Annotated in this window: 21 protein-coding genes; 8 read left to right on the forward strand and 13 right to left on the reverse strand. The window is 63.9% G+C overall.

What is annotated here, in order from left to right; genetic code table 11:
• Positions 1-14: 14 nt before the first annotated feature.
• Positions 15-1,289 carry a formyl-CoA transferase gene (frc, locus tag ACYQML_RS11090; RefSeq protein ID WP_461235537.1) on the forward strand — a complete coding sequence of 425 codons (1,275 nt, stop codon included), beginning with the start codon at positions 15-17 and terminating at the stop codon, positions 1,287-1,289.
• A gap of 134 nt (positions 1,290-1,423) precedes the next feature.
• Here the strand turns inward: frc (ACYQML_RS11090) and ACYQML_RS11095 are convergent, their stop codons facing one another.
• The 4 genes from ACYQML_RS11095 to ACYQML_RS11110 all read right to left on the reverse strand — a co-directional run bounded on the left by ACYQML_RS11095 (position 1,424) and on the right by ACYQML_RS11110 (position 4,695).
• Entirely contained in the window at positions 1,424-1,585 is a 162-nt protein-coding gene (locus tag ACYQML_RS11095) for a hypothetical protein (RefSeq protein ID WP_461224999.1), read from the reverse strand.
• 248 nt (positions 1,586-1,833) lie between these two features.
• Positions 1,834-3,654, reverse strand: coding sequence for a DEAD/DEAH box helicase family protein (locus tag ACYQML_RS11100; protein ID WP_461224997.1), 1,821 nt, complete (start codon positions 3,652-3,654; stop codon positions 1,834-1,836).
• Positions 3,655-3,721: 67 nt separating this feature from the next.
• Positions 3,722-4,003, reverse strand: coding sequence for a hypothetical protein (locus ACYQML_RS11105; RefSeq protein WP_056430905.1), 282 nt, complete (start codon positions 4,001-4,003; stop codon positions 3,722-3,724).
• Positions 4,004-4,332: 329 nt separating this feature from the next.
• Positions 4,333-4,695 (reverse strand): CBS domain-containing protein, encoded by a 363-nt coding sequence (locus tag ACYQML_RS11110; RefSeq protein ID WP_461235538.1) that lies wholly within the window; start codon positions 4,693-4,695, stop codon positions 4,333-4,335.
• Positions 4,696-5,328: 633 nt separating this feature from the next.
• Here ACYQML_RS11110 and oxlT point away from each other — a divergent pair.
• The 3 genes from oxlT (at position 5,329) to ACYQML_RS11125 (ending at position 7,526) form a co-directional block, all read left to right on the forward strand.
• Positions 5,329-6,645: an oxalate/formate MFS antiporter gene (gene oxlT, locus ACYQML_RS11115; RefSeq protein WP_419951759.1), complete on the forward strand. Its 1,317-nt coding sequence runs from the start codon at positions 5,329-5,331 to the stop codon at positions 6,643-6,645.
• Positions 6,646-6,752: 107 nt separating this feature from the next.
• Positions 6,753-7,070 (forward strand): hypothetical protein, encoded by a 318-nt coding sequence (locus ACYQML_RS11120; protein WP_207412359.1) that lies wholly within the window; start codon positions 6,753-6,755, stop codon positions 7,068-7,070.
• A gap of 252 nt (positions 7,071-7,322) precedes the next feature.
• The gene (locus ACYQML_RS11125) at positions 7,323-7,526 is read left to right on the forward strand and encodes a DUF2867 domain-containing protein (protein ID WP_461235539.1); all 204 of its coding nucleotides are present in this window, start codon (positions 7,323-7,325) and stop codon (positions 7,524-7,526) included.
• 268 nt (positions 7,527-7,794) lie between these two features.
• On the opposite strand, the gene frc (ACYQML_RS11130) is transcribed toward ACYQML_RS11125, so the two are convergent.
• The gene (gene frc, locus ACYQML_RS11130) at positions 7,795-9,045 is read right to left on the reverse strand and encodes a formyl-CoA transferase (protein ID WP_207412361.1); all 1,251 of its coding nucleotides are present in this window, start codon (positions 9,043-9,045) and stop codon (positions 7,795-7,797) included.
• Between the two features lie 125 nt (positions 9,046-9,170).
• Positions 9,171-9,614 carry a PAS domain-containing protein gene (locus tag ACYQML_RS11135; RefSeq protein WP_056426967.1) on the reverse strand — a complete coding sequence of 148 codons (444 nt, stop codon included), beginning with the start codon at positions 9,612-9,614 and terminating at the stop codon, positions 9,171-9,173.
• Between the two features lie 420 nt (positions 9,615-10,034).
• Here ACYQML_RS11135 and ACYQML_RS11140 point away from each other — a divergent pair, with 420 nt between their 5' ends.
• From ACYQML_RS11140 to ACYQML_RS11155, 4 genes are all read left to right on the forward strand, one after another.
• Positions 10,035-10,478, forward strand: a complete 444-nt coding sequence (locus ACYQML_RS11140; protein WP_207412362.1) for an OsmC family protein — start codon at positions 10,035-10,037, stop codon at positions 10,476-10,478.
• A 23-nt stretch (positions 10,479-10,501) separates the two neighbouring features.
• On the forward strand, positions 10,502-10,870 hold the full coding sequence (locus tag ACYQML_RS11145) for a YybH family protein (RefSeq protein ID WP_056426973.1): 369 nt from the start codon (positions 10,502-10,504) through the stop codon (positions 10,868-10,870).
• Positions 10,871-10,953: 83 nt separating this feature from the next.
• Positions 10,954-11,631 carry an alpha/beta hydrolase gene (locus ACYQML_RS11150; protein ID WP_461224989.1) on the forward strand — a complete coding sequence of 226 codons (678 nt, stop codon included), beginning with the start codon at positions 10,954-10,956 and terminating at the stop codon, positions 11,629-11,631.
• A 253-nt stretch (positions 11,632-11,884) separates the two neighbouring features.
• Positions 11,885-12,343 carry an FUSC family protein gene (locus tag ACYQML_RS11155; protein ID WP_461235540.1) on the forward strand — a complete coding sequence of 153 codons (459 nt, stop codon included), beginning with the start codon at positions 11,885-11,887 and terminating at the stop codon, positions 12,341-12,343.
• Between the two features lie 15 nt (positions 12,344-12,358).
• Here ACYQML_RS11155 and ACYQML_RS11160 read toward each other — a convergent pair whose 3' ends face one another.
• The 7 genes from ACYQML_RS11160 to trpE form a co-directional block, all read right to left on the reverse strand.
• On the reverse strand, positions 12,359-13,588 hold the full coding sequence (locus ACYQML_RS11160) for a molybdopterin molybdotransferase MoeA (RefSeq protein ID WP_461235541.1): 1,230 nt from the start codon (positions 13,586-13,588) through the stop codon (positions 12,359-12,361).
• Complete coding sequence (gene moaC, locus ACYQML_RS11165) at positions 13,585-14,070, reverse strand: cyclic pyranopterin monophosphate synthase MoaC (RefSeq protein ID WP_461224983.1); 486 nt, start codon at positions 14,068-14,070, stop codon at positions 13,585-13,587. The genes ACYQML_RS11160 and moaC overlap by 4 nt, the downstream gene beginning before the upstream one ends.
• On the reverse strand, positions 14,067-14,924 hold the full coding sequence (gene trpC / locus ACYQML_RS11170; protein WP_461224981.1) for an indole-3-glycerol phosphate synthase TrpC: 858 nt from the start codon (positions 14,922-14,924) through the stop codon (positions 14,067-14,069). Before trpC ends, moaC begins: the two co-directional genes overlap by 4 nt.
• Before the next feature lie 11 nt (positions 14,925-14,935).
• Positions 14,936-15,949 (reverse strand): anthranilate phosphoribosyltransferase, encoded by a 1,014-nt coding sequence (gene trpD / locus ACYQML_RS11175; RefSeq protein ID WP_461224979.1) that lies wholly within the window; start codon positions 15,947-15,949, stop codon positions 14,936-14,938.
• A gap of 34 nt (positions 15,950-15,983) precedes the next feature.
• Positions 15,984-16,598: an anthranilate synthase component II gene (locus tag ACYQML_RS11180; protein WP_461224977.1), complete on the reverse strand. Its 615-nt coding sequence runs from the start codon at positions 16,596-16,598 to the stop codon at positions 15,984-15,986.
• Between the two features lie 76 nt (positions 16,599-16,674).
• Positions 16,675-17,595, reverse strand: coding sequence for an alpha/beta hydrolase (locus ACYQML_RS11185; protein WP_461224975.1), 921 nt, complete (start codon positions 17,593-17,595; stop codon positions 16,675-16,677).
• Between the two features lie 99 nt (positions 17,596-17,694).
• Positions 17,695-19,215 carry an anthranilate synthase component I gene (gene trpE / locus ACYQML_RS11190; RefSeq protein WP_461224973.1) on the reverse strand — a complete coding sequence of 507 codons (1,521 nt, stop codon included), beginning with the start codon at positions 19,213-19,215 and terminating at the stop codon, positions 17,695-17,697.
• Positions 19,216-19,222 lie beyond the last annotated feature (7 nt).

Here is a 19,222-nt window from a genome sequence, read left to right on the forward strand (position 1 = left end):
CGCGGAAGAGTCCTATGAATGCCCTCGAAGGCGTGAAGATCCTCGACTTCACTCATGTCCAGTCCGGCCCGACCTGTACCCAGCTCCTGGCTTGGTTCGGCGCGGACGTGATCAAGGTCGAGCGTCCGGGCGTCGGCGATGCCACACGCCAACAGCTCCAAGACATTCCCGATGTGGATAGCCTCTATTTCACGATGTTGAACCACAATAAGCGTTCCATCACGCTCGACACCAAGAACCCCAAGGGGATCGAGGTGATGTGGCGGTTGGTGAAGGAGTGTGACGTTCTCGTGGAGAATTTCGCTCCCGGCGCGCTTGCCCGGATGGGACTGACCTGGGAGACGATTCATGAAGCTAACCCGCGCATGATCCTCGCTTCGGTGAAGGGCTTCGGGCCGGGCGCCTATGAGAATTGCAAAGTCTACGAAAACGTCGCCCAATGCGTAGGAGGTGCAGCCTCCACCACTGGGTTCCGTACCGATATACCGATGGTGTCAGGCGCTCAGATCGGTGATTCCGGCACCGGCCTCCATCTCGCCCTCGGCATCGTCACCGCCCTCTACCAACGGACGCATTCCGGCGTCGGCCAGAAGGTCGATTGCGCCATGCAGGACGGCGTTCTCAACCTCTGCCGGGTCAAGCTGCGCGACCAGCAGCGGCTGGAGCGCGGACCGCTCACGGAATACAGCCAGTACGGGGAGGGGATCGGTTTTGGCGATTCGGTGCCGCGTGCGGGCAACGATTCCGGCGGTGGCCAGCCCGGTCGCATCCTGAAGTGCAAGGGCTGGGAGACCGATCCCAACGCCTACATCTACTTCATCGCGCAAGGCGCGGTCTGGGAGCCGATCTGCGATGTCATCGGCGAGCCGACATGGAAGACGCATTCCGATTACGCGACGCCGAAAGCGCGGCTGCCGCATCTGAATGAGATTTTCACCCGGGTCGAGGCCTGGACGATGTCGAAGACCAAGTTCGAGGCGATGGAAACGCTCAACGCGCTTCACGTTCCCTGCGGTCCAATCCTTTCGATGAAGGAGATCGCCGAGGACGAATCGCTAAGGAAATCCGGCACGGTGGTCGAAGTCGACCATCCGGAGCGCGGCAAGTACTTGACCGTGGGAAACCCGATCCGGCTTTCGGCGAGCCAGGTCGAGGTCAAGCGCTCGCCCCTGTTGGGCGAGCATACGGACGAGATCCTGCGAGATGTCCTCGGTTATTCCGAGAGTGACTGCCTCAAGATCTCGGAATCAGGGGCGATCGGCGCCATCCAGAGGATTGCAGCCGAATGATCTGTCCCTGAACGAAGCGCGGGCCGCCTGTCTCAACATCTCGGCTTGCGCGCATGACGTGAAGCTCCTCCTGACTCAGCGCGGTGTCGGCCGGATAGGCTCGATGCCGCGCTCTTTCAGGCGAAGACGATCCCTTAGGCGATACCGGTGAAGCGACCTGCCGAGCCTGGAACATAATCGCGGTTTTCAACGCGGCTCTTGTCTGCGTGTGCCGAGAGGAGGTCGGCGGCCTTCACTACGAGAAGGACCTGAAGCGCGATCATGACGATCACGGCGGCGAAGAGAGTGGCGAACATGGCGGGCTCCCGGAGGACGTTGCATCACCCTGATGCCATGCTGCACCGCAAACTGATATACCACATTCCTTCGACCACTCATGTCGCTGGCGCATATCGGAGCGTGTCAGGGCCTCGGGCAGACGCTGAGTTCATTCCGCCAACCCGTTCGGGTGGACCTGGCCCAACGGACTTTATATTCACCGCATTGCTTGGGCCTTGGCCGCATCCATCGCACGCGTTGCATACGCGTTCAGGACCATAAGAGCCTAGAACGCGTCACCCCAGCGGCCCAATGTCTGAGCCTCTTCCCGACGAAGGATCTCGCCGGGTTCGGGCATGGGAAGTGAAACTCCCGATACGCCTATCGCTCCGAGAGTCGCCTTCAATTCCGCGTTCTCGACCGCCCGCTCCGCGATATCCGCAGCGAGATGGGTCAGGCGCCCCTGGTGAAGCTTGGCGTAGACGTGTCCCGTCCCGAAATCCGCAAAGCGGATCGTGGTCATCCGGCGGATACAATCGCGCAGGAAGCTCATGTTGTCCGAAGGCGCCATCGAACCGGCAGCGGCATAGACCTCCTGCGCGGACCGCGCGGAGATATCGATCTTGCGGTACCGATCTATGTCGAAGAGAAATTTCAGGTCGAGGATATTCATCGTGCCGTTGATGCCGAAGGCAACGGTTCGGGGACGTTCACCTTCCGGTACGCTATTGTCCAAAAACTCGAAATGGACCCGCTTGTCCGACCTGAGTGCCCAGGTGAAAAAGAGCCGTGGCATGCCGGTATAGGCTTCAACGTTGTGTGCGAGCAGATCTTCGACAGCTTTGTAACGGCCGAATTGTTCGCCGCGTTTCCACGCCCGCTCGACGGTTGCCTCCGGCGGCGTGATCATGAACTGCATGTAGACGCAATGGCCGAAGCGGGTCAGGAGTTGGCTGCCATCCTCTGCTCCGGGATCGACGGTGAAACTGTCGAACCGGAACCGGTCGATCAGAAGATGTGAGATGCGCCCCTCCGCAGCCTTTACCGCCATGTGACGGTCGAGCTTGCGATCGATGATCTCGACCTCGCGTCCTGTCAGCGTACCGGCATAGCGGCGGGCCGCACCGAGGCTGTCGTAATCGAGCAGGAACTTGCGCCAGACGTCGGGTGTGATGACAGCAAAATCCGACTCGTCGAGGCCGACTTGCCCGGCGAGCGCACGCTGATATGGCCGGATCGTGCTTTTGCCGGAAGCTGATGCACCTTTGACGTTCATCACCACCGGCTGCGTCTGGGCTCTCAATGAGCGGTAGCCTTCCCGTGCGACGACCTCGCGGAACCATGGTTCAATGAGCTGGCCGATCCGGCTGCTACCATACTGGTTCGAGACCAGGATGCAGACGAGACGGTGGAGAAGCGCGGTGTCGCGGATCAGGAAGCCGCGACGCCGGATGATGCTTGTCACCACCTGTCGCAGGGCGACGCAAACCGCCATTTCGAGGGAGTCTGATGGTGTAGCGCAACGCGCGTACCACGCGTCGAGATGGTGGAGGGCCCATTGCTCTGGCGTGCCGTGCTCCCTTTTCCGCCTGGCCGGTTCGGGAGAGCCAAGGATCAGCTGCCAGAGGGAGGGTTGTCCGCGGGCCGGTTCTCCGACAACCTTCGGGGTGAACATCTCGGACAGTTCGCGTTGGAGCACGAGCGCGGCGTCGCTCCGGATCTGGACGAGCAGGTCAGCGATCTCATTCGCGTGAGACGCAATCCCGGTGTCCAGGATCGTGCTGACGATGGCCCGAAAGTTGACGCCGAGATCGCCATAAGTGCGCCCGACCGGTACCGACAGATCGGCCATGACGCGGATAAGCACTTCGTGCACCACGAGACGCTGAGCACGGAAGAGCACGAGCTGCGTCAGTGGCAGACCACTCACGTCACTCATCTCGCGGGCATCGTCGAGGCTGGTTTCTACGTTGTCCGGTCTGAAGAGTGTCTCAAGAGACAGAAACGCCCGGGGCAACGTCGATTCCAACCCCGGATTCCAGGGGCCGAACTCCGGGCGCGGAGGCAAATCAGCTGGGCCGGCAGTCGGGGGCACCATGATGGACATGGCCGGCCCCTCCAAAAGTCAGTGAATTCCAGGGCGGCCATGCATCGCGGCGGCGACCTCGAACGCCTCAGGCGACCGCTTCCTCATCGATGGCCTCGAGCCGCAACTGATAGCGGTCACCCCAGAGTGCCTCGGCCTTCTCGTACCATTCCGCGTTGAAGTAGAGCTTGGCGCAGAACTCGCTCTGCCAGATGCAGACTGCGATCACCCTTGAATCGATGACTTTGACATGGCGGCTGATCAGTCCGCGCGTAATCCCGGCCGAGGGACACATGTCCATGCTGGTCATCCCGTTGGGGGATTCGCCGCTGAAGATGACCGGGCATTCAAGAATGGCCAAGTAACGCATTGCTGCTAACCCTGTTGGCCACGAGATGCGAGCGGTCGGCGTTTCACCGACGATCGCTGCCCCGTAGCGTCTCCTTGCCTCGATCCCCGGCTTGAATCGAACCTTTCGAGCAGGCCGAAACACTAGGGTATCGTGTCGAAATTTTGAATGCAAAAACGATGGAGGTCAATGATCAGAAGCGGGATATCTTATCCTGCACCTGCGGTGAGACCGCGTTGCAGCGCAATAACGAAGGATCGAGATCGATTGCGCATCATTTAATCTCTCGGCAACCTCTGGACGACCTGACGTTACATTCGATTGTAACACCCCGAATGCCTGATCGATCATCACGAGTGAGCCGAGGTACTCCTATCAGTCATGGCGTCGACGCAGCTCCAAATGCTCTGGATCGACGTCAGGACGAAGCCATCGGTCACGGCGATATGGTCGGTCTGATATGCACAGAACAGCTTAAGCCGGTCGGCATTTGACGTGCTGACGTCGGCAGATGCGAAATCTTGCTTCGCCAACATCCAGACAAGGTTGTCGAGCACTTCGAGGCCGCGCGATGCCATGGCACGGAAGATCTCGCGCTCGGTAATGATGCCGACGATGGCACCGTCCGCGAGAGGGACACCGTCGATGACGACGAGAGCGTCGACCCCGGGATTCTGCAACATGTTCAATGCATCGCGAACCGAGCGATCCATTCGGATATAGTTTAGGCGACTTGCCACAGTGCTCGTCTGCTGCCTCGCCGGCATAACGTCGCCCCTTCCGGATCGCTTCCTGAGTTCAGACCCTGGTATGCAAAATACCGGTTGTCAATGAATGAAAGAGCACTATGGTGCCTGACCAGGGCGAGGCGGGTAGGCTATGTACGTCCTCGTCGGCTTGGCTCGGTCACTGCGTGGCCGGTATGGCATTGCCTGTTCCCGAAGGCATGCGCAAAGCCGTCGCGTACAGATTTCAGATTTATCAGCAAAAATCCGGTGGTTGAGAGGTGTACCCCTCGTTTCCACGGCAAATTTGCGCCTATGCAACAATATGCACTTAGGGGCATGGCAGACCCGTATTTGCGTCCGCGAGATATTGTTTTCGCATAGCTCAGACAGATTCTTCATCGCCTGAACGAGATCTTGAGTTTAATCCCCGTTTGCTGCATTGCGGCGACGATTTTTCTGCAACTCGGTCTTGACGGGCTCATACGTACGAGAGAGGCTGGTATTCCACATACCAGAATGCTGACGACGCCAAAGGGTCGGCATTCGCCAAGACTGGAAGCCGGGCAACCGGCTCCTACGCCTCGAGTGAAGCAAAATAGAACAACGCGGAGGACGACAATGACGAGGGCGGAAACAACGAGTGGGCGAGTATCCGATGGATACCGCTGGGGTCAGCTGGTGATCGGCGTGATCTGCATGGTGATGATCGCCAACCTGCAATACGGCTGGACGTTCTTCGTGCCGGACATCCAGAAGAAGTTCGGCTTCGACCGGGCGGCGATCCAGTGGGCCTTCACCCTGTTCGTGCTGTTCGAGACCTGGCTGGTCCCGATCGAGGGCTGGTTCGTGGACAAGTACGGCCCGCGCGTGGTCGTGCTGTTCGGCGGCGCGCTCTGCGGCATCGGCTGGGTCATCAACTCCTACGCCGCCTCGCTCAACATGTTCTATCTCGGCCAGGTCGTGGCCGGCATCGGCGCCGGCGCCGTCTACGGCACCTGCGTCGGCTCGGCCCTGAAGTGGTTCCCCGACAAGCGGGGCCTGGCCGCCGGCATCATCGCCGCCGGCTTCGGCGCCGGCTCGGCGCTGACCGTCGCCCCGATCCAGTGGATGATCGCCGACCACGGCTTCCAGGCCGCCTTCTTCAACTTCGGCATCGGCCAGGGCCTCGTCGTCTGCGCGCTCGCCTTCTTCTTCACCTCGCCCAAGAAGGGCCAGGTGCCGGAGGTCGTGGCCAACGCCAACATCATCCAGACCCGGCGCAACTACACCCCCGGCGAAGTCGCCCGCCAGCCGATCTTCTGGCTCATGTACTTCATGTTCGTCATCGTCGGCGCCGGCGGCCTGATGATCACCGCCAACCTCAAGCCCATCGCCTCCGATATCGGCGTCGACAAGGTGCCCGTCACCATCATGGGCATCACCATGGTGGCCATCACCTTCGCGGCCACCATCGACCGCGTGCTCAACGGCCTGACCCGCCCGTTCTTCGGATGGGTCTCCGACAAGATCGGCCGCGAGAACACCATGTTCATCGCCTTCGCCATGGAAGGCTTCGGCATCTACATGCTCTACCTCTGGGGCCACGACCCGCTGTGGTTCGTCCTGCTCTCCGGCTTCGTGTTCTTCGCCTGGGGCGAGATCTACTCCCTCTTCCCCTCCACCTGCACGGACACGTTCGGCACCAAGTTCGCCGCCACCAATGCCGGCCTGCTCTATACCGCCAAGGGCACCGCCGCCCTCCTGGTCCCGGTCGCCAACTACCTCCAGCAGGCCACCAACAGCTGGGACGGCGTCTTCCTCGTCGCCGCAGGCGCCAACATCCTCGCATCCCTCCTCGCCATCGCCGTGCTGAAGCCCTGGCGCAAGCGGGTGGTGGCCCAGGCGCTGGCCGTCTCCGACGAGACCAAGCCTGCCCCCCGCGTGGTCGCTGCCTGAACTCAGGCTGAGCCACCGACCACGAACAGAGTGCGGGGGCCGGACGCCAAGTCCTGGCCCCCGCACCCGTTTCATCGCCCCGTGATCGCCCTCGCAGGAGATGTCCGATGCCGCCGACCTGGCGCCCGATGCACACGGCCCCACAGATCGTGGAGCGGATCTGGCTCAACCACCTGACCCTCGGTCCGATCCTGGCCGAGGGTCGCCCCGGTCGCTGGTACGCCCCGAGTGCGGCACGCCAAGTCTGGCGTTGGTATCGCCCCGCTGGGCAGGACAATCTGGAACCTTTCGCCGGCTGGCTCCCCTACGGGGCACTCGCGATGGAGGGGAAAGACGCAGCCTCGCTGGATGTCTCGCGTAACGGCCTCCCGGTTACGCATCCCATCGGAGGGCAACAGGACCGCACCACGTCCTTAGGGGGATAAACGCACGGCTACCGGGCCCGGTTTGGCCCAGGCCGCGCTCGTTCACCCATCGCGCCGCCGATTATCCGCGTCGGTCATGCTAGGGCCGACCCACCAATGAGATGGGGAAAGTCCTTGGCCGTCGATCTGCCGGTTCAGCTTCTGCGCCCGAGCGATCAGCTCGTTTATGACGACTCGCGATCGGTCGTACTCTCCTCGGCGATGACTCCGATACAGGACTAGAATTTCATCACTTCAGAGCCACGACCGCTCATGTCGCTCGCCTTCCGCTTGAGAGATTCGATCGCGGCCCGTTTCGGCGTGAAGGCGATCGGCGGCTTTTCCGGTGAACGCCGGATCCAAGCGCACGCGGGTGAAACGTTGGACTTCTTCCTGGTGGAACACAGCGCCCCGGATATGCTGGTTCTCACCGTGCGGGACCGCCACCTCGTCGGTCGTCATCCACAATGCCTTTGATTGGGTCTGCATGGTGCCGGTCGCGCCGATCCATCGCTTGATCCTCACCGCCGACCTGCGGCGTTTGACGAACTCGTTGGGGCAGGAAGCCGTGCGTCCCGGTACGTAGGTCGTTCACTCGAACAGGGCCGGCGCTCGATCAACGATGCCGACGACGCAGCCGTCCTGCTGCGGCCTTGTCCCATCCCAAAAGAAAACGGCGCGCCTCGCGGCACGCCGTTTTCCTCAATCCACGGCCCGTCCGAGGACGGGCCGCTTTGCATCTGTCTTAGACGGCGCGTGCCTGGTGCAAGCGCTCGATCTGCTGCTGGGTGTAACCGAGGTCGAGCAGCACTTCGTCAGTGTGCTCTCCGAGGAGCGGCGAAGATTTGATCTCGACCGGCATGTCCGAGAACTTGATCGGGCTTCCGACGGTGAGATACGAGCCGAGCTTGGGGTGCTGCACCTCGACGATGGTGCCGCTGGCGCGCAGCGACGGATCGACCGAGAGTTCCTTCATCGACAGGACCGGCGAACACGGGATGTCGAACTTGCGCAGGATGTCGACCGCCTCGAACTTGGTCTTGTCAGCGAGCCATTCCTCGATCGTGCCGAAGATGTCCATGATCTTGTCCTGGCGGGCACGGGCGGTGTTGTAGGCCGGATCTTCGATCCACTCTTCGCGGCCGATCGCCTTGCAGATTGGGGCCCAGGCATGGCCCTGGATCGTGAAGTAGATGTAGGCGTTCGGGTCGGTTTCCCAGCCCTTGCACTTCAGCACCCAGCCCGGCTGCCCGCCGCCGCCCGCATTACCGCCGCGCGGCACCACGTCGGTGAACTCGCCATGCGGATACTGGGGGTATTCCTCAAGGTAGCCAAGGGCGTCGAGGCGCTGCTGGTCGCGCAGCTTCACACGGCAGAGGTTCAGCACCGAATCCTGCATCGACACGGCGACCTTCTGGCCCTTGCCGGTCTTGTTCTTCTGGTGGAGCGCCGTGAGGATGCCGATGGCGAGATGCATGCCGGTGTTCGAGTCACCGAGAGCGGCGGCGCTGACGGTGGGGGGGCCGTCCCAGAAGCCGGTGGTGGAGGCGGCGCCGCCGGCGCATTGGGCGACGTTCTCGTAGACCTTCAGGTCCTCGTAATGGTGGCCGTCCGAGAAGCCCTTCACCGAAGCCAGGATCATGCCCGGGTTGAGTTCTTGAATGCGGGCCCAAGAGAAGCCCATGCGGTCGAGGGCACCGGGACCGAAATTCTCGACCATCACGTCGGATTGCTTGATGAGGTTCTCGAGAACTTCCTTGCCCTCGGGGGTCTTGGTGTCGAGGGTCAGCGAACGCTTGTTCGAATTCAGCATGGTGAAGTAAAGGGCGTCGGCATCCTCCACGTGGCGCAGCTGCGTCCGTGTCACGTCTCCGGCACCGGGACGCTCGACCTTGATGACGTCGGCGCCGAACCAGGCGAGAAGCTGCGTGCAAGCAGGGCCAGCCTGGACGTGAGTGAAATCGATGATCTTGGTGCCTTCAAGCGGCTTGCTCATCTCGACGTTCTCCCTTTCGATCGTCATGCAACGATAATGGATCGGATAGTTCGAATGTCCGGTTCTGATCCGGAACTCGTGTTGGCCGGTATTCTGGCGAAACTTTTAGCTTTTCGCGCCTCCACTTAAACGGCAGCGCTTTCGAGCTCGCTCAGACGCTTGCGCATCTGACGTTCGTCGTTCCAGCGCCGGGTCTCATCGCGGATGATGGCGAGGATTCCAGTCACTGCGCCGTCAGAACCGTGAAGGAGTCCGACGGTGAAGGCGATCGAGAGTGATCGGCCGTCTTTGTGAAGCGCCGGCACGCGCAGCACCTCGGTGCCGTAGCGGGTGATGCCGGTCCGCATTGTCTTGGCGTAACCATCCCAGTGACGCTGGCGCTGGCGTTCCGGGGTGATCAGATCGAGGGATTGGCCGAGCGCCTCGGATGACGAGAACCCGAAGATCCTCTCCGCCGCCGCGTTCCACACGACGATCGCACCGTCCGGATCGGAGACGACGATGGCGTCTCCGGCGGCTTCGATCAGTTGAGAGACGTCGATACCGGCGAAATTTGCTTGATCCGACATGGCTTGTTTCGCGTCTTCGAGTGAAACGTCGTCCATCGACTTAGGCAGCAGGTACGGCCGTCAAACGCGATGAGGGATTTCACTTGAGACGCGCGATGCTTCGTTCGCAGTCGTGGTCGCGATTTCGGCTTCCGTCTGGAATATATTGCGGTTGCGAATGCTGCATTGCATCATCGTGATCGCTTCCTCCATTTCGCGGAAAGGTCAAACCCCGTCCGTGAGATGTTCCGCGCACTTGCTTTTTCTGTGCGTCTACTGTTGGTATTTGGTATGCCAATGAGGGCGGGCTGTCAACACGCGGGCAAGGAGGGGGAATGAGATGGAACTCGCCTTTGCTTCTCGTTCGTTGCCTTGCCAGTCGCTGCTTTGCCGCTTCAGTGCGCACGCGGCGGCTAGGCGAGCCGAGAGGAGACGTCCCGGATGGGCAGTGACGGCAGCATCACGATCAGGCAGATCGAGGGCTATCGGTTCGAGATCGATTTTGGGGAAGCCTTCCCGAACCTCGCCGTTGACGAGGCGCCACCCTATGGCGGGGGGGAGGGGCCTTACCCCGAGCAGATCCTGGTCGCCAGCGTCACCAACTGTCTGTGCGCGAGCCTGGTCTTCGCCCTCGGCAAATTCAAACAGGACGCAACCGGGCTCGCAGCGCGATCGAGCTTTCGCGTGGAACGCAACGCGGATGGTCGCCTGAGGATCAGCGGGATCGAAGTCGGCATCGCGCTGAGCGCTCCGGCGGAAACAATGCCACGGCTCGACAAGGTTCTCGAGCAGTTCGAGCGCTTCTGTACCGTCTCCGAGAGCGTCAAAGCGGGGATTCCGGTCACCGTAGCGGTGCGCGACTCGGCTGGTACGCTGCTGAAGTAGCCGTGTAACAAGAGGAAAACGCCATGGACCACGTGCTAGCAGAAACCCCAGAAGACCTTGCCCGTCTCTTCAACGAAAGGGCCAATGCCGGCGATGTGGAGGGGTTGGTCGCCCTCTACGAACCGGATGCCGTGCTGGCTGCCGGAAAGGTGGTCGCGACGGGACATCAGGAGATCCGGGCCTTCTACACCGACCTTCTGGCGCGGCGCTCCGAGTTCCCGGCCGCAGAGACGCTGCCGAGCATTCGCAACGGGGGGATTGCGATGACCTTCGCGCGCCTACCGAACGGAACGATCTCGGTGGAGACCGCACGGAAGCAGGAGGCCGGCGGCTGGCTGTGGATCATCGATCAACTGAAGATCAAGCCTTTGAGCGAAGCCAAGCCGGATTGACGCGGCAGCTTAGGCAAGGGGCGCCGACCGCAGAGAACGACCGACGCCCGCACCATGTCACCGAACGACGCGAGGCTCGCCGCATGATCGACCCTAAACTCGCAGGACGTCTCGCTTTTGCGCATCGTCTGCCGACTAGGGAGCCCATGCCTCCGGGCCGCCATCCGCTCGGTCTATTCGATGAGCGCGACGCCATGCTGATCGTGCCGCCGAGGATCAATCCGCGACGGCCAACTCCCCTCGTCGTACTCTTTCATGGCGGCGGCGGGAGTGCGGAGAAGATCCTGCCCATGCTCGAAAAGCATGCGGAGGCGCGCGGATTTCTGCTCCTCGCTCCACAATCCGTATTCCCGACCTGGGATCTCGTCATCGGCGGTCACGGGCCGGACCGCGAGCGGCTCGACCTCGCTTTGACCGAGGTAGCGTCACGCTTCATGCTCGATCCGCTGCACATCGTCTTCGCCGGCCATTCCGATGGCGGGAGCTACGCTCTCTCCTCCGGCCTCGCCAATGGCCATGTCGTCACCCACCTCATCATCTCCTCGGCCGGGTTCCTGTCGGTACATCTGCAGGCCGGGTCACCACGCATCTTCATCTCACATGGGACACGGGACGAGCAGATACCCATCGATCGCAGCGCACGGGTGCACACTTCGAAACTGAGGGACGTTGGCTACGATGTGACCTCTGTGGAGTATGATGGGCCACACCCCTACCAGCCTGAGGTTGTAACGCAGGCGGTGGAGTTCGTGTTCGGCTGACCGAGCCGGCAAGCGAGAAACCCGAAGATCGCCGGCGGATCGAAGCAGGCTCGGCTCGCGTTCAAAAATCATGGATTCGAGCGACCGTGTCATCGTGGAGCAGCAACCGGGAAGCCCTGGGTGGCGAGCGCAGGCACACCCTCCAGGAACCGAAAAAGGAGGGCGCGACGAGGCCAGGATCAGCCGGCTCGGCGAACGTATCGCGCGCCTTCGCAAGGGCTTGCCGCTACGACGCCGCCTCATCGATGGTTTGGTGCACGGCCTTTTATCCGCTGGCGCGGCGGTGCTGGCTTATCTGCCGACCCAGGCGCTGAATCAGCGTGAGGGGTTCTGGTCGGCAATCACTGCCATCGCCGTACTCCAGACCGAGTTCCGCGCGACGCGGAAAGTCGGGCGGGACCAATTGCTCGGTGCGGCCACGGGGGGCCTCATCGGCCTCGGTATCTGGCTCGGCCTCGGGCAGCATCTGGCTTCCTATGCCCTCGCAGTCATCCTGTCGCTCACGGCCTGCTGGTTGCTGAATGTGGCGAGTGCGGCCCGGCTCGCCGGGATCACCGCGACCATCATCCTGCTCGTACCCCATGACGGAACGGCGCAGCATATCTTCGGCTCGCGCGTCATGGAGGTGGGCTGGGGCGTCACCGTAGCGATCATCGTCGGCTGGCTCGCCACGCGGCTGGCTAGATCGGCCCCTGACGTCATCGGAAAATGACGAAACCGGATCTGTTCAGAGCAGCGCTCGATCGAGGCGAATGATCCGGCATGGATCGCCGCGCTTCGCGGCCGGAGCGCCGGGTGGGCGAACCAGGAGCGCTTCGGATTGACCGAGGACCGAGAGCATCGAGGAATCCTGGCGCGTTTCGGCGTACGCCATCGGACGTCCGTCATCCGCGATTTCGATCCGCGCCCGCATGTAGTCCTGGCGGATATCGTTGGCCGGCATGTCCGCCCCGAGCAGGGCCGGCTCGCTGCGGTCGGCCCCGGCCTTGGGGTCGCCAAGAAGAGCCCGGATCGCCGGCACGACGAAGAGCAGGCCGCAGACTACGGCGGAGACGGGATTACCCGGTAAACCGATGACCATCATCGGACCGAGGCGCCCATGCATCAGTGGCTTTCCGGGGCGGAGGGCCACTCGCCAGAAACTAAGTTCCAGCCCCTCGCGATGCAGAGCCGCCTGGACGAGGTCGTGATCACCCACGGAGGCGCCGCCTAGGGTCACCAGAAGGTCTGCTTTCGCGTCCCGCGCCCGGCCCAGTGCGGCTTCGAGGGAGGCGAGGCTGTCTCCGGCAATGCCGAGATCGATGGGTTCCGCGCCTGCCTCGCGGGCAAGGCTCGCCACCGCCAATCCATTCGAGGCGACGATCTGGTCCCAGCAGGCCGGTTCTCCCGGCGCCACGAGTTCGTCGCCGGTGGCGAGGATCGCGACCCGAGGCCGGCGGCGAACCTGGAGAGTGGCGTGACCACCCGCGGCCGCGAGGGCAAGCCGGCGCGCATCCAGGCACTCCCCCGCCCGCAAGAGCAGATCGCCCGACCGGAAATCGAGACCGGGAACGCGGATATGGCGCTTGGCGGCGACCGTTTCCTTCGCCGTGACCACATTGTCCGAGACGTCGGCATTCTCCTGAATGAGGATCGTGTCGGCCCCCGTGGGCACTGGAGCCCCCGTGAGGATCCGTACCGTCTCGCCGGGGCCGATCGTGCCCGAGAAGCCGTGGCCCGCAGCGCTCATGCCGATGAGCGCCAGTTTTGCCGGAACGGCGGCCACATCCTCGGAACGCACCGCATAGCCATCCATAGCGGAGGCGGGGAAGGGCGGCTGGGTCCGTAGGGCGGCCACATCGTCGGCCAGGGTCCGGCCGTAGGCGTCGGCTACCGGTACCGTCTCGGCTGCCACTGGCTCGGCGGCACTGGCGAGGATGCGCGCGAGCGCCTCCTCCACCGGAATGAGTTTGCTCACGAAGCGCCCTCGGCCCGGTACGAGCCCGACTTTCCGCCATCCTTGGAGACTAGGTGGATGCCTTCGATCCGCATGGCGCGATCGGCTGCCTTCACCATGTCGTAGATCGTGAGGCAGGCAACCGAGACGGCGGTGAGGGCCTCCATCTCGACCCCGGTCGGACCGATCACCTTGACCTCTGCGGTCACGCGAAGGCCTGGCAGGGAATCGTCCGGCTCGCATTCCACCCGGACCTTGGAGATCAGCAGCGGATGGCACAGCGGGATGAGTTCATGCGTGCGTTTCGAGGCCATGATGCCCGCGAGCCTCGCTGTGCCGATTACGTCGCCCTTCTTGGCATCGCCTTCGCGGATCAGGCGCAGCGTTTCGGGCAGCATCACCACCACGCCTTCGGCGCGAGCGATGCGGGTGGTGGCGGCCTTGTCTGAGACGTCGACCATGTTGGCGGCACCGGCCGCATCGAGATGCGTGAGGCTGCTCATTTGCCGGCCTTACCGAAGAGCAGGCGTTTCGTCGCCTTGGTCACGTCCGCTTCGCGCATCAGGCTTTCCCCGACGAGGATCGTCCGAAGTCCACCCTTTTCGAGGCGCAGGACATCGTCGTGCCCGCTGATGCCGCTCTCCGCGACAGCGATACGGTCCTCTGGCACGCCCTTGGCAACGCGGATGGCCGTATCGAACGAGACCTCGAATGTCTTGAGGTCGCGGTTGTTGATGCCCAGCAGCCGGGTGCCGAGCGGAATGGCGCGGGCGAGTTCCTCCTCGTCATGGACCTCGACCAGCACATCCATGCCGAGATCGTGCGCGGTCTCGACGATGGCCAGCGCCTCGTCGTCATCGAGGCACGCCATGATGGCCAGAACGCAATCGGCGCCCCAGGCACGAGCCTCGAACACCTGGTAGGGTTCGAACAGGAAATCCTTGCGCAGCACGGGCAGCGAACAGGCGTCCCGCGCCTCGGTGAGGTATTCCGGCTTGCCCTGGAAGGAGGGCGTGTCGGTGAGCACCGACAGGCAGGTTGCACCGCCCGTCTCGTAGGCGGCGGCAAGCACGGCGGGATCGAAATCGGCGCGGATCAGGCCTTTTGACGGCGACGCCTTCTTCACCTCAGCGATGAGCGCGGGTCGACCCTGCGCGATATGAGCAGCGATCGCGTCGGCGAAGGGCCGGACCGGCGAGGCTTTCTCGATGCGCTTCTCGAGCTTCGCGAGCGGTACGCGCAGCTTGGCTTCGGCGATCTCGCGGCGCTTATAGGCCTCGATCCGCGCAAGCACGTCACGCCGGTCGGTGGTGGCCGGTGGTGCAACGACGTCCGCAATGGGTTTCGCCTCGCTCATCGGGGCCTCTTTCATGTGTTCGAGACCGCCACGAGGCGTGCAAGGGTTGCTCGTGCCGCGCCGTCATCAATGGCGGAAGCGGCACGGGCCACACCTTCGCTCAAGGTCTGCGCGGAACCGGCGACGACGAGGCCGGCCCCCGCATTGAGAACGGCGATGTCGCGATAGGCGTTGCGCTCGCCCGCGAGGACGGCGTTCAGCGCGTGCGCATTATGGTCGGGATCGCCGCCGCGCAGATCCTCGAGAGTCCAGAGCGGCAGGCCGACTTCGCGCGGATCGATCGTGAAACGGCCGATCCGCCCGTCCTCCAGGGTGACCACCGGCGTCGGCCCGGTGACGGTGATTTCGTCGAGCCCGTCCGACCCGTGCACCGTCCAGACCCGCGTGCTGCCGAGTTCGCCCAATACACGCGTCAGGGGTTCGGCCCAGGCCTCGGTGGAGACGCCTAGAAGCTGGCGCTCGACACCGGCCGGATTCGAGAGCGGCCCGAGCAGATTGAAGATCGTCCGCGTCGGAAGTTCGGAGCGCACCGGCGCCACATGGCGCATGGCGCCGTGATGGGTCTGAGCGAACATGAAGCAGAGGCCGGCCCGGGCGAGGCAGCGGGCCAGCCCGTCCGGTTCGAGACCGATTTTCACGCCAAGGGAGACGAGGACATCGGCCGCGCCGGATCGCGAGGTGGCCGCGCGGTTGCCGTGCTTGGCCACCGGCACGCCGCAGGCCGCCGTGAGGATCGCGGCGAGAGTCGAGACGTTGTAGCTGCCCGAATGGTCGCCGCCGGTGCCGACGATGTCGATGGCGCCGGGAACCGGGGCCACGCGTACCATCCGCGCCCGCATGGCCTCCACCGCGCCGACGATCTCGTCCTCGGCTTCGCCACGCACCTTCAGGGCGATGAGGAAGGCGCTGGCCTGGACCGGCGTCACCTCGCCCGAGAGCAGGTCGTCGAAGGCGGCGCGCGCCTCCGCCCGGTCGAGGCTCGACCCGGCCGCGACTTTCGCGAGGAGCGGCTTGAAAGTGTCCATGGCTCGGAAGCGTCAATCAAAATTGATCGATGCGTCAATGCACGCCGGACCCGCGCTTGTCACGTCCCGCGTTCCAGGCCGCAGCAATGTCGAGGAAGTTACGCAGGATCTGCGAGCCGTGATGCGAGAGGATGCTCTCCGGGTGGAACTGCACGCCGTGGACAGGCAGCGTCGCGTGTTCCAGCGCCATGATGAGCCCGTCCGCTTCCGCCGTGACGACGAGATCCTGCGGACACCCGCCGCGCTCCACTACGAGCGAGTGATACCGCGTGGCATCGAAGGGGCCGTTCAGCCCGCGAAAGACCCCCGTTGCCCTGTGGGTAATGCTCGAGACTTTGCCATGCATGGGCTTTGGCGCCCGCACCACGTCGCCGCCGAAGGCCTGCCCGATCGCCTGGAGGCCGAGGCAGACTCCGAAGATCGGCACCTCGCCGGAGAGGTCGCGCACCACGTCGAGGCAGATACCCGCCTCGTTAGGCGTGCACGGCCCCGGCGACAGCACCACCGCATCGGGCGCGCGCTCGCGGATCTCGTCGATGGTGACCTGATCGTTGCGCACGACATCGATCGATCCGCAAAGCGGCCCGATGAGATGGACGAGATTCCAGGTGAAGGAATCGTAGTTGTCGATGACGAGGACGTTGGCCATGATCGCGCTTCTCTTGATCCCCCTCGTGTGACTAGGTGAGCCGAGAGGGTCAAGCGTTCTCGCGCCGCGTCCGCTCTCAGACCCCGATCGTCGGATGCCGGCCGTCGGTTCCGTCCCCCAGATGCGCGCGGATGAAGGCACCGGCGCTCGCCAGCGATTGTCGCCCCTCGGCAAGCTGAGGATAGAACATGTGCCAGGCATGGATCATGTGCGGCCAGACTTGGAGCGTCACGGCGACGTCCGCCGAGGCGGCCACCCCGGCGAGGCGAAGGGAATCGTCCAGCAGGGTCTCGGCGCTGCCGACCTGGACCAGCATCGGCGGCAGGCCTCCGAGTTCGGCATGAAGCGGCGAGATCAGCGGGATCGCAGCATTCTTTCCTGCGGAATAGGCCTCCGCGAGTTCCGTCAGGTATTCCCGCTGGATCAGGGGGTCGACCGCCGCCTTGGTGTCCATGCTGGCACCGGTCATCTCCAGATCGACCCAGGGCGATGTGAGCCACAGACAGCGCGGAAGCGGCAGACCGGCATCACGCAGCGAGAGGGCCGTCGCGACGGCAAGCCCGCCGCCGGCACTCTCCCCGGACAGGACGATGTTCCTGGGGCTGACACCCGATTCGAGCAGGAAGCGGTAACCCGCCAGGGCGTCATCGAGGGCCGCGGGAAACGGATGTTCCGGCGCGAGCCGGTAATCCAGGGCCAGCGTGCGCGCTCCGGCGGCGCGGCCGGTCTCGGCCATCATGTGCCGGTGACTGTTGAGCGACCCGGACACGTATCCGCCGCCATGCAGGAACAGGACGACGCGGGTCGGGTCCGCCCCCGGGCTCACGGTCCATTCGGCCGCCACCCCGCCCGCATCCACGGGCACGACCGTCACGTCGGGGGGAACAGGATAATGCGCGCCGAACCCGTCGAGCCGCTCACGGCGCTCAGCGAGATTCGAAGACCGTGGACTGGCGGCGAGAAGATCCCTGATGGCATCGATCTCGGTCCCAGCCATCACGTTCCTCCACCATCGCAACCCGTCGATATACGACCGATTCGATGTCTATCGGCAATCGCGGGCCAAGCGGAAGGAGTGCCTTGGTGCGCGGAAGGACTATTGCCCCCGGCGCGCCCGGCTCGCGAACATCACCGCATCCTCTGCGGCGCGGAACAGGGCTTTGGCCTTGTTCACGCATTCCTGCTGCTCGGAGGCCGGATCGGAATCGTAGACGATGCCGGCGCCGGCCTGAACATGCATCCGCCCGTCCTTCACGATGGCGGTGCGCAGCACGATGCAGGTATCCATCTCGCCGCGTGCGCCGAAATAGCCGATGCAGCCGCCATAGGGGCCGCGCTTCTCGCGTTCGAGCTCGTCGATGATCTCCATCGCCCTGACCTTCGGCGCACCGGAGACGGTGCCCGCGGGAAACCCGGCCGAGAGGGCGTCGAGTGCGTCGTGGCTCGGATCGAGATCGCCCTCGACATTCGAGACGATGTGCATGACCTGGCTGTAATATTCGAGGAAGAACGACCCCGTTACTGTCACGCTGCCGATGCGCGAGACCCGACCGACATCGTTGCGGCCGAGATCGAGCAGCATCAGGTGCTCGGAGCGTTCCTTCGGATCGGCCAGCAGTTCCTCGGCCAGGGCTTTGTCCTCGGACGGAGTGGCGCCACGCCGGCGGGTGCCGGCGATGGGGCGGATCGTGACGCGCCCCTCTCGCACCCGCACCAGGATCTCGGGCGACGAGCACACGACCTGGAAATCCTCGAAGTCGAGGTAGCACAGGAAGGGGGCCGGGTTGGTCCGCCGCAGGGACCGGTAGAGGGCGAAGGCCGGCAGCGTGAACGGCGCCTCGAAACGCTGGGACAGTACGACCTGGAAAACGTCACCGGCGACGATGTACTCCTTCGCCCGCGCGACCATGTCGAGATAGGCGTCCGGCGAGGTGTTCGAGACCGGCTCGGGATGAGCAATGGAGCGGGGGTCGATCCGAGATTCCACCGGTAGCGGACCTTCCAGGACATCGGCCACGCGCTCCAGCCGGGCGAGGGCGCCCTCATAGGCCGCACGCGCCGAAACCCCTGCGCTCGGGCGCACCGGGCCGACCACGGTGATGATGTCGCGCACGGCATCGAACACCACCATGACGCGCGGTCGCACGAGGATCGCGTCGGGAACGCCAAGGGGATCCGGATTGGAATCACCGAGCCGCTCCATGGCCCGGACCATGTCGTAGCCGAGATAGCCGAAGAGGCCCGCCGCCATGGGCGGGAGTTCGACATCGGCATCGGCTCCGATGGCGCTTTCGGCGATGAGGGACCGGAGGCTTGCCAGCGGCGACGCGTCATCGCGCTCGAACACCGACAGGTCGCTGCCCCGTGCGGTCTCCGGTCGGCCGTCGCGACAGCGCCAGGCGAGGTCGGGGTCGAGGCCGATCATCGAGTAGCGGCCGCGCACCGCACCGCCCTCGACGGATTCGAGGAGGAAGGCCGGCCCGGCATGGACCGCCCGCAGCTTGAGGAAAGCCGCGACCGGAGTCTCCAGATCGGCCACCAGGGTCAGGTTGAGGAGGGTCGGCCGCCCTGCCTCGTAGGCCTCCGCGAAGGCGGCGTAATCCGGCTCCTGAAACATGATCGGT

It is taken from the genome of Methylobacterium sp. CM6244, assembly GCF_054817885.1.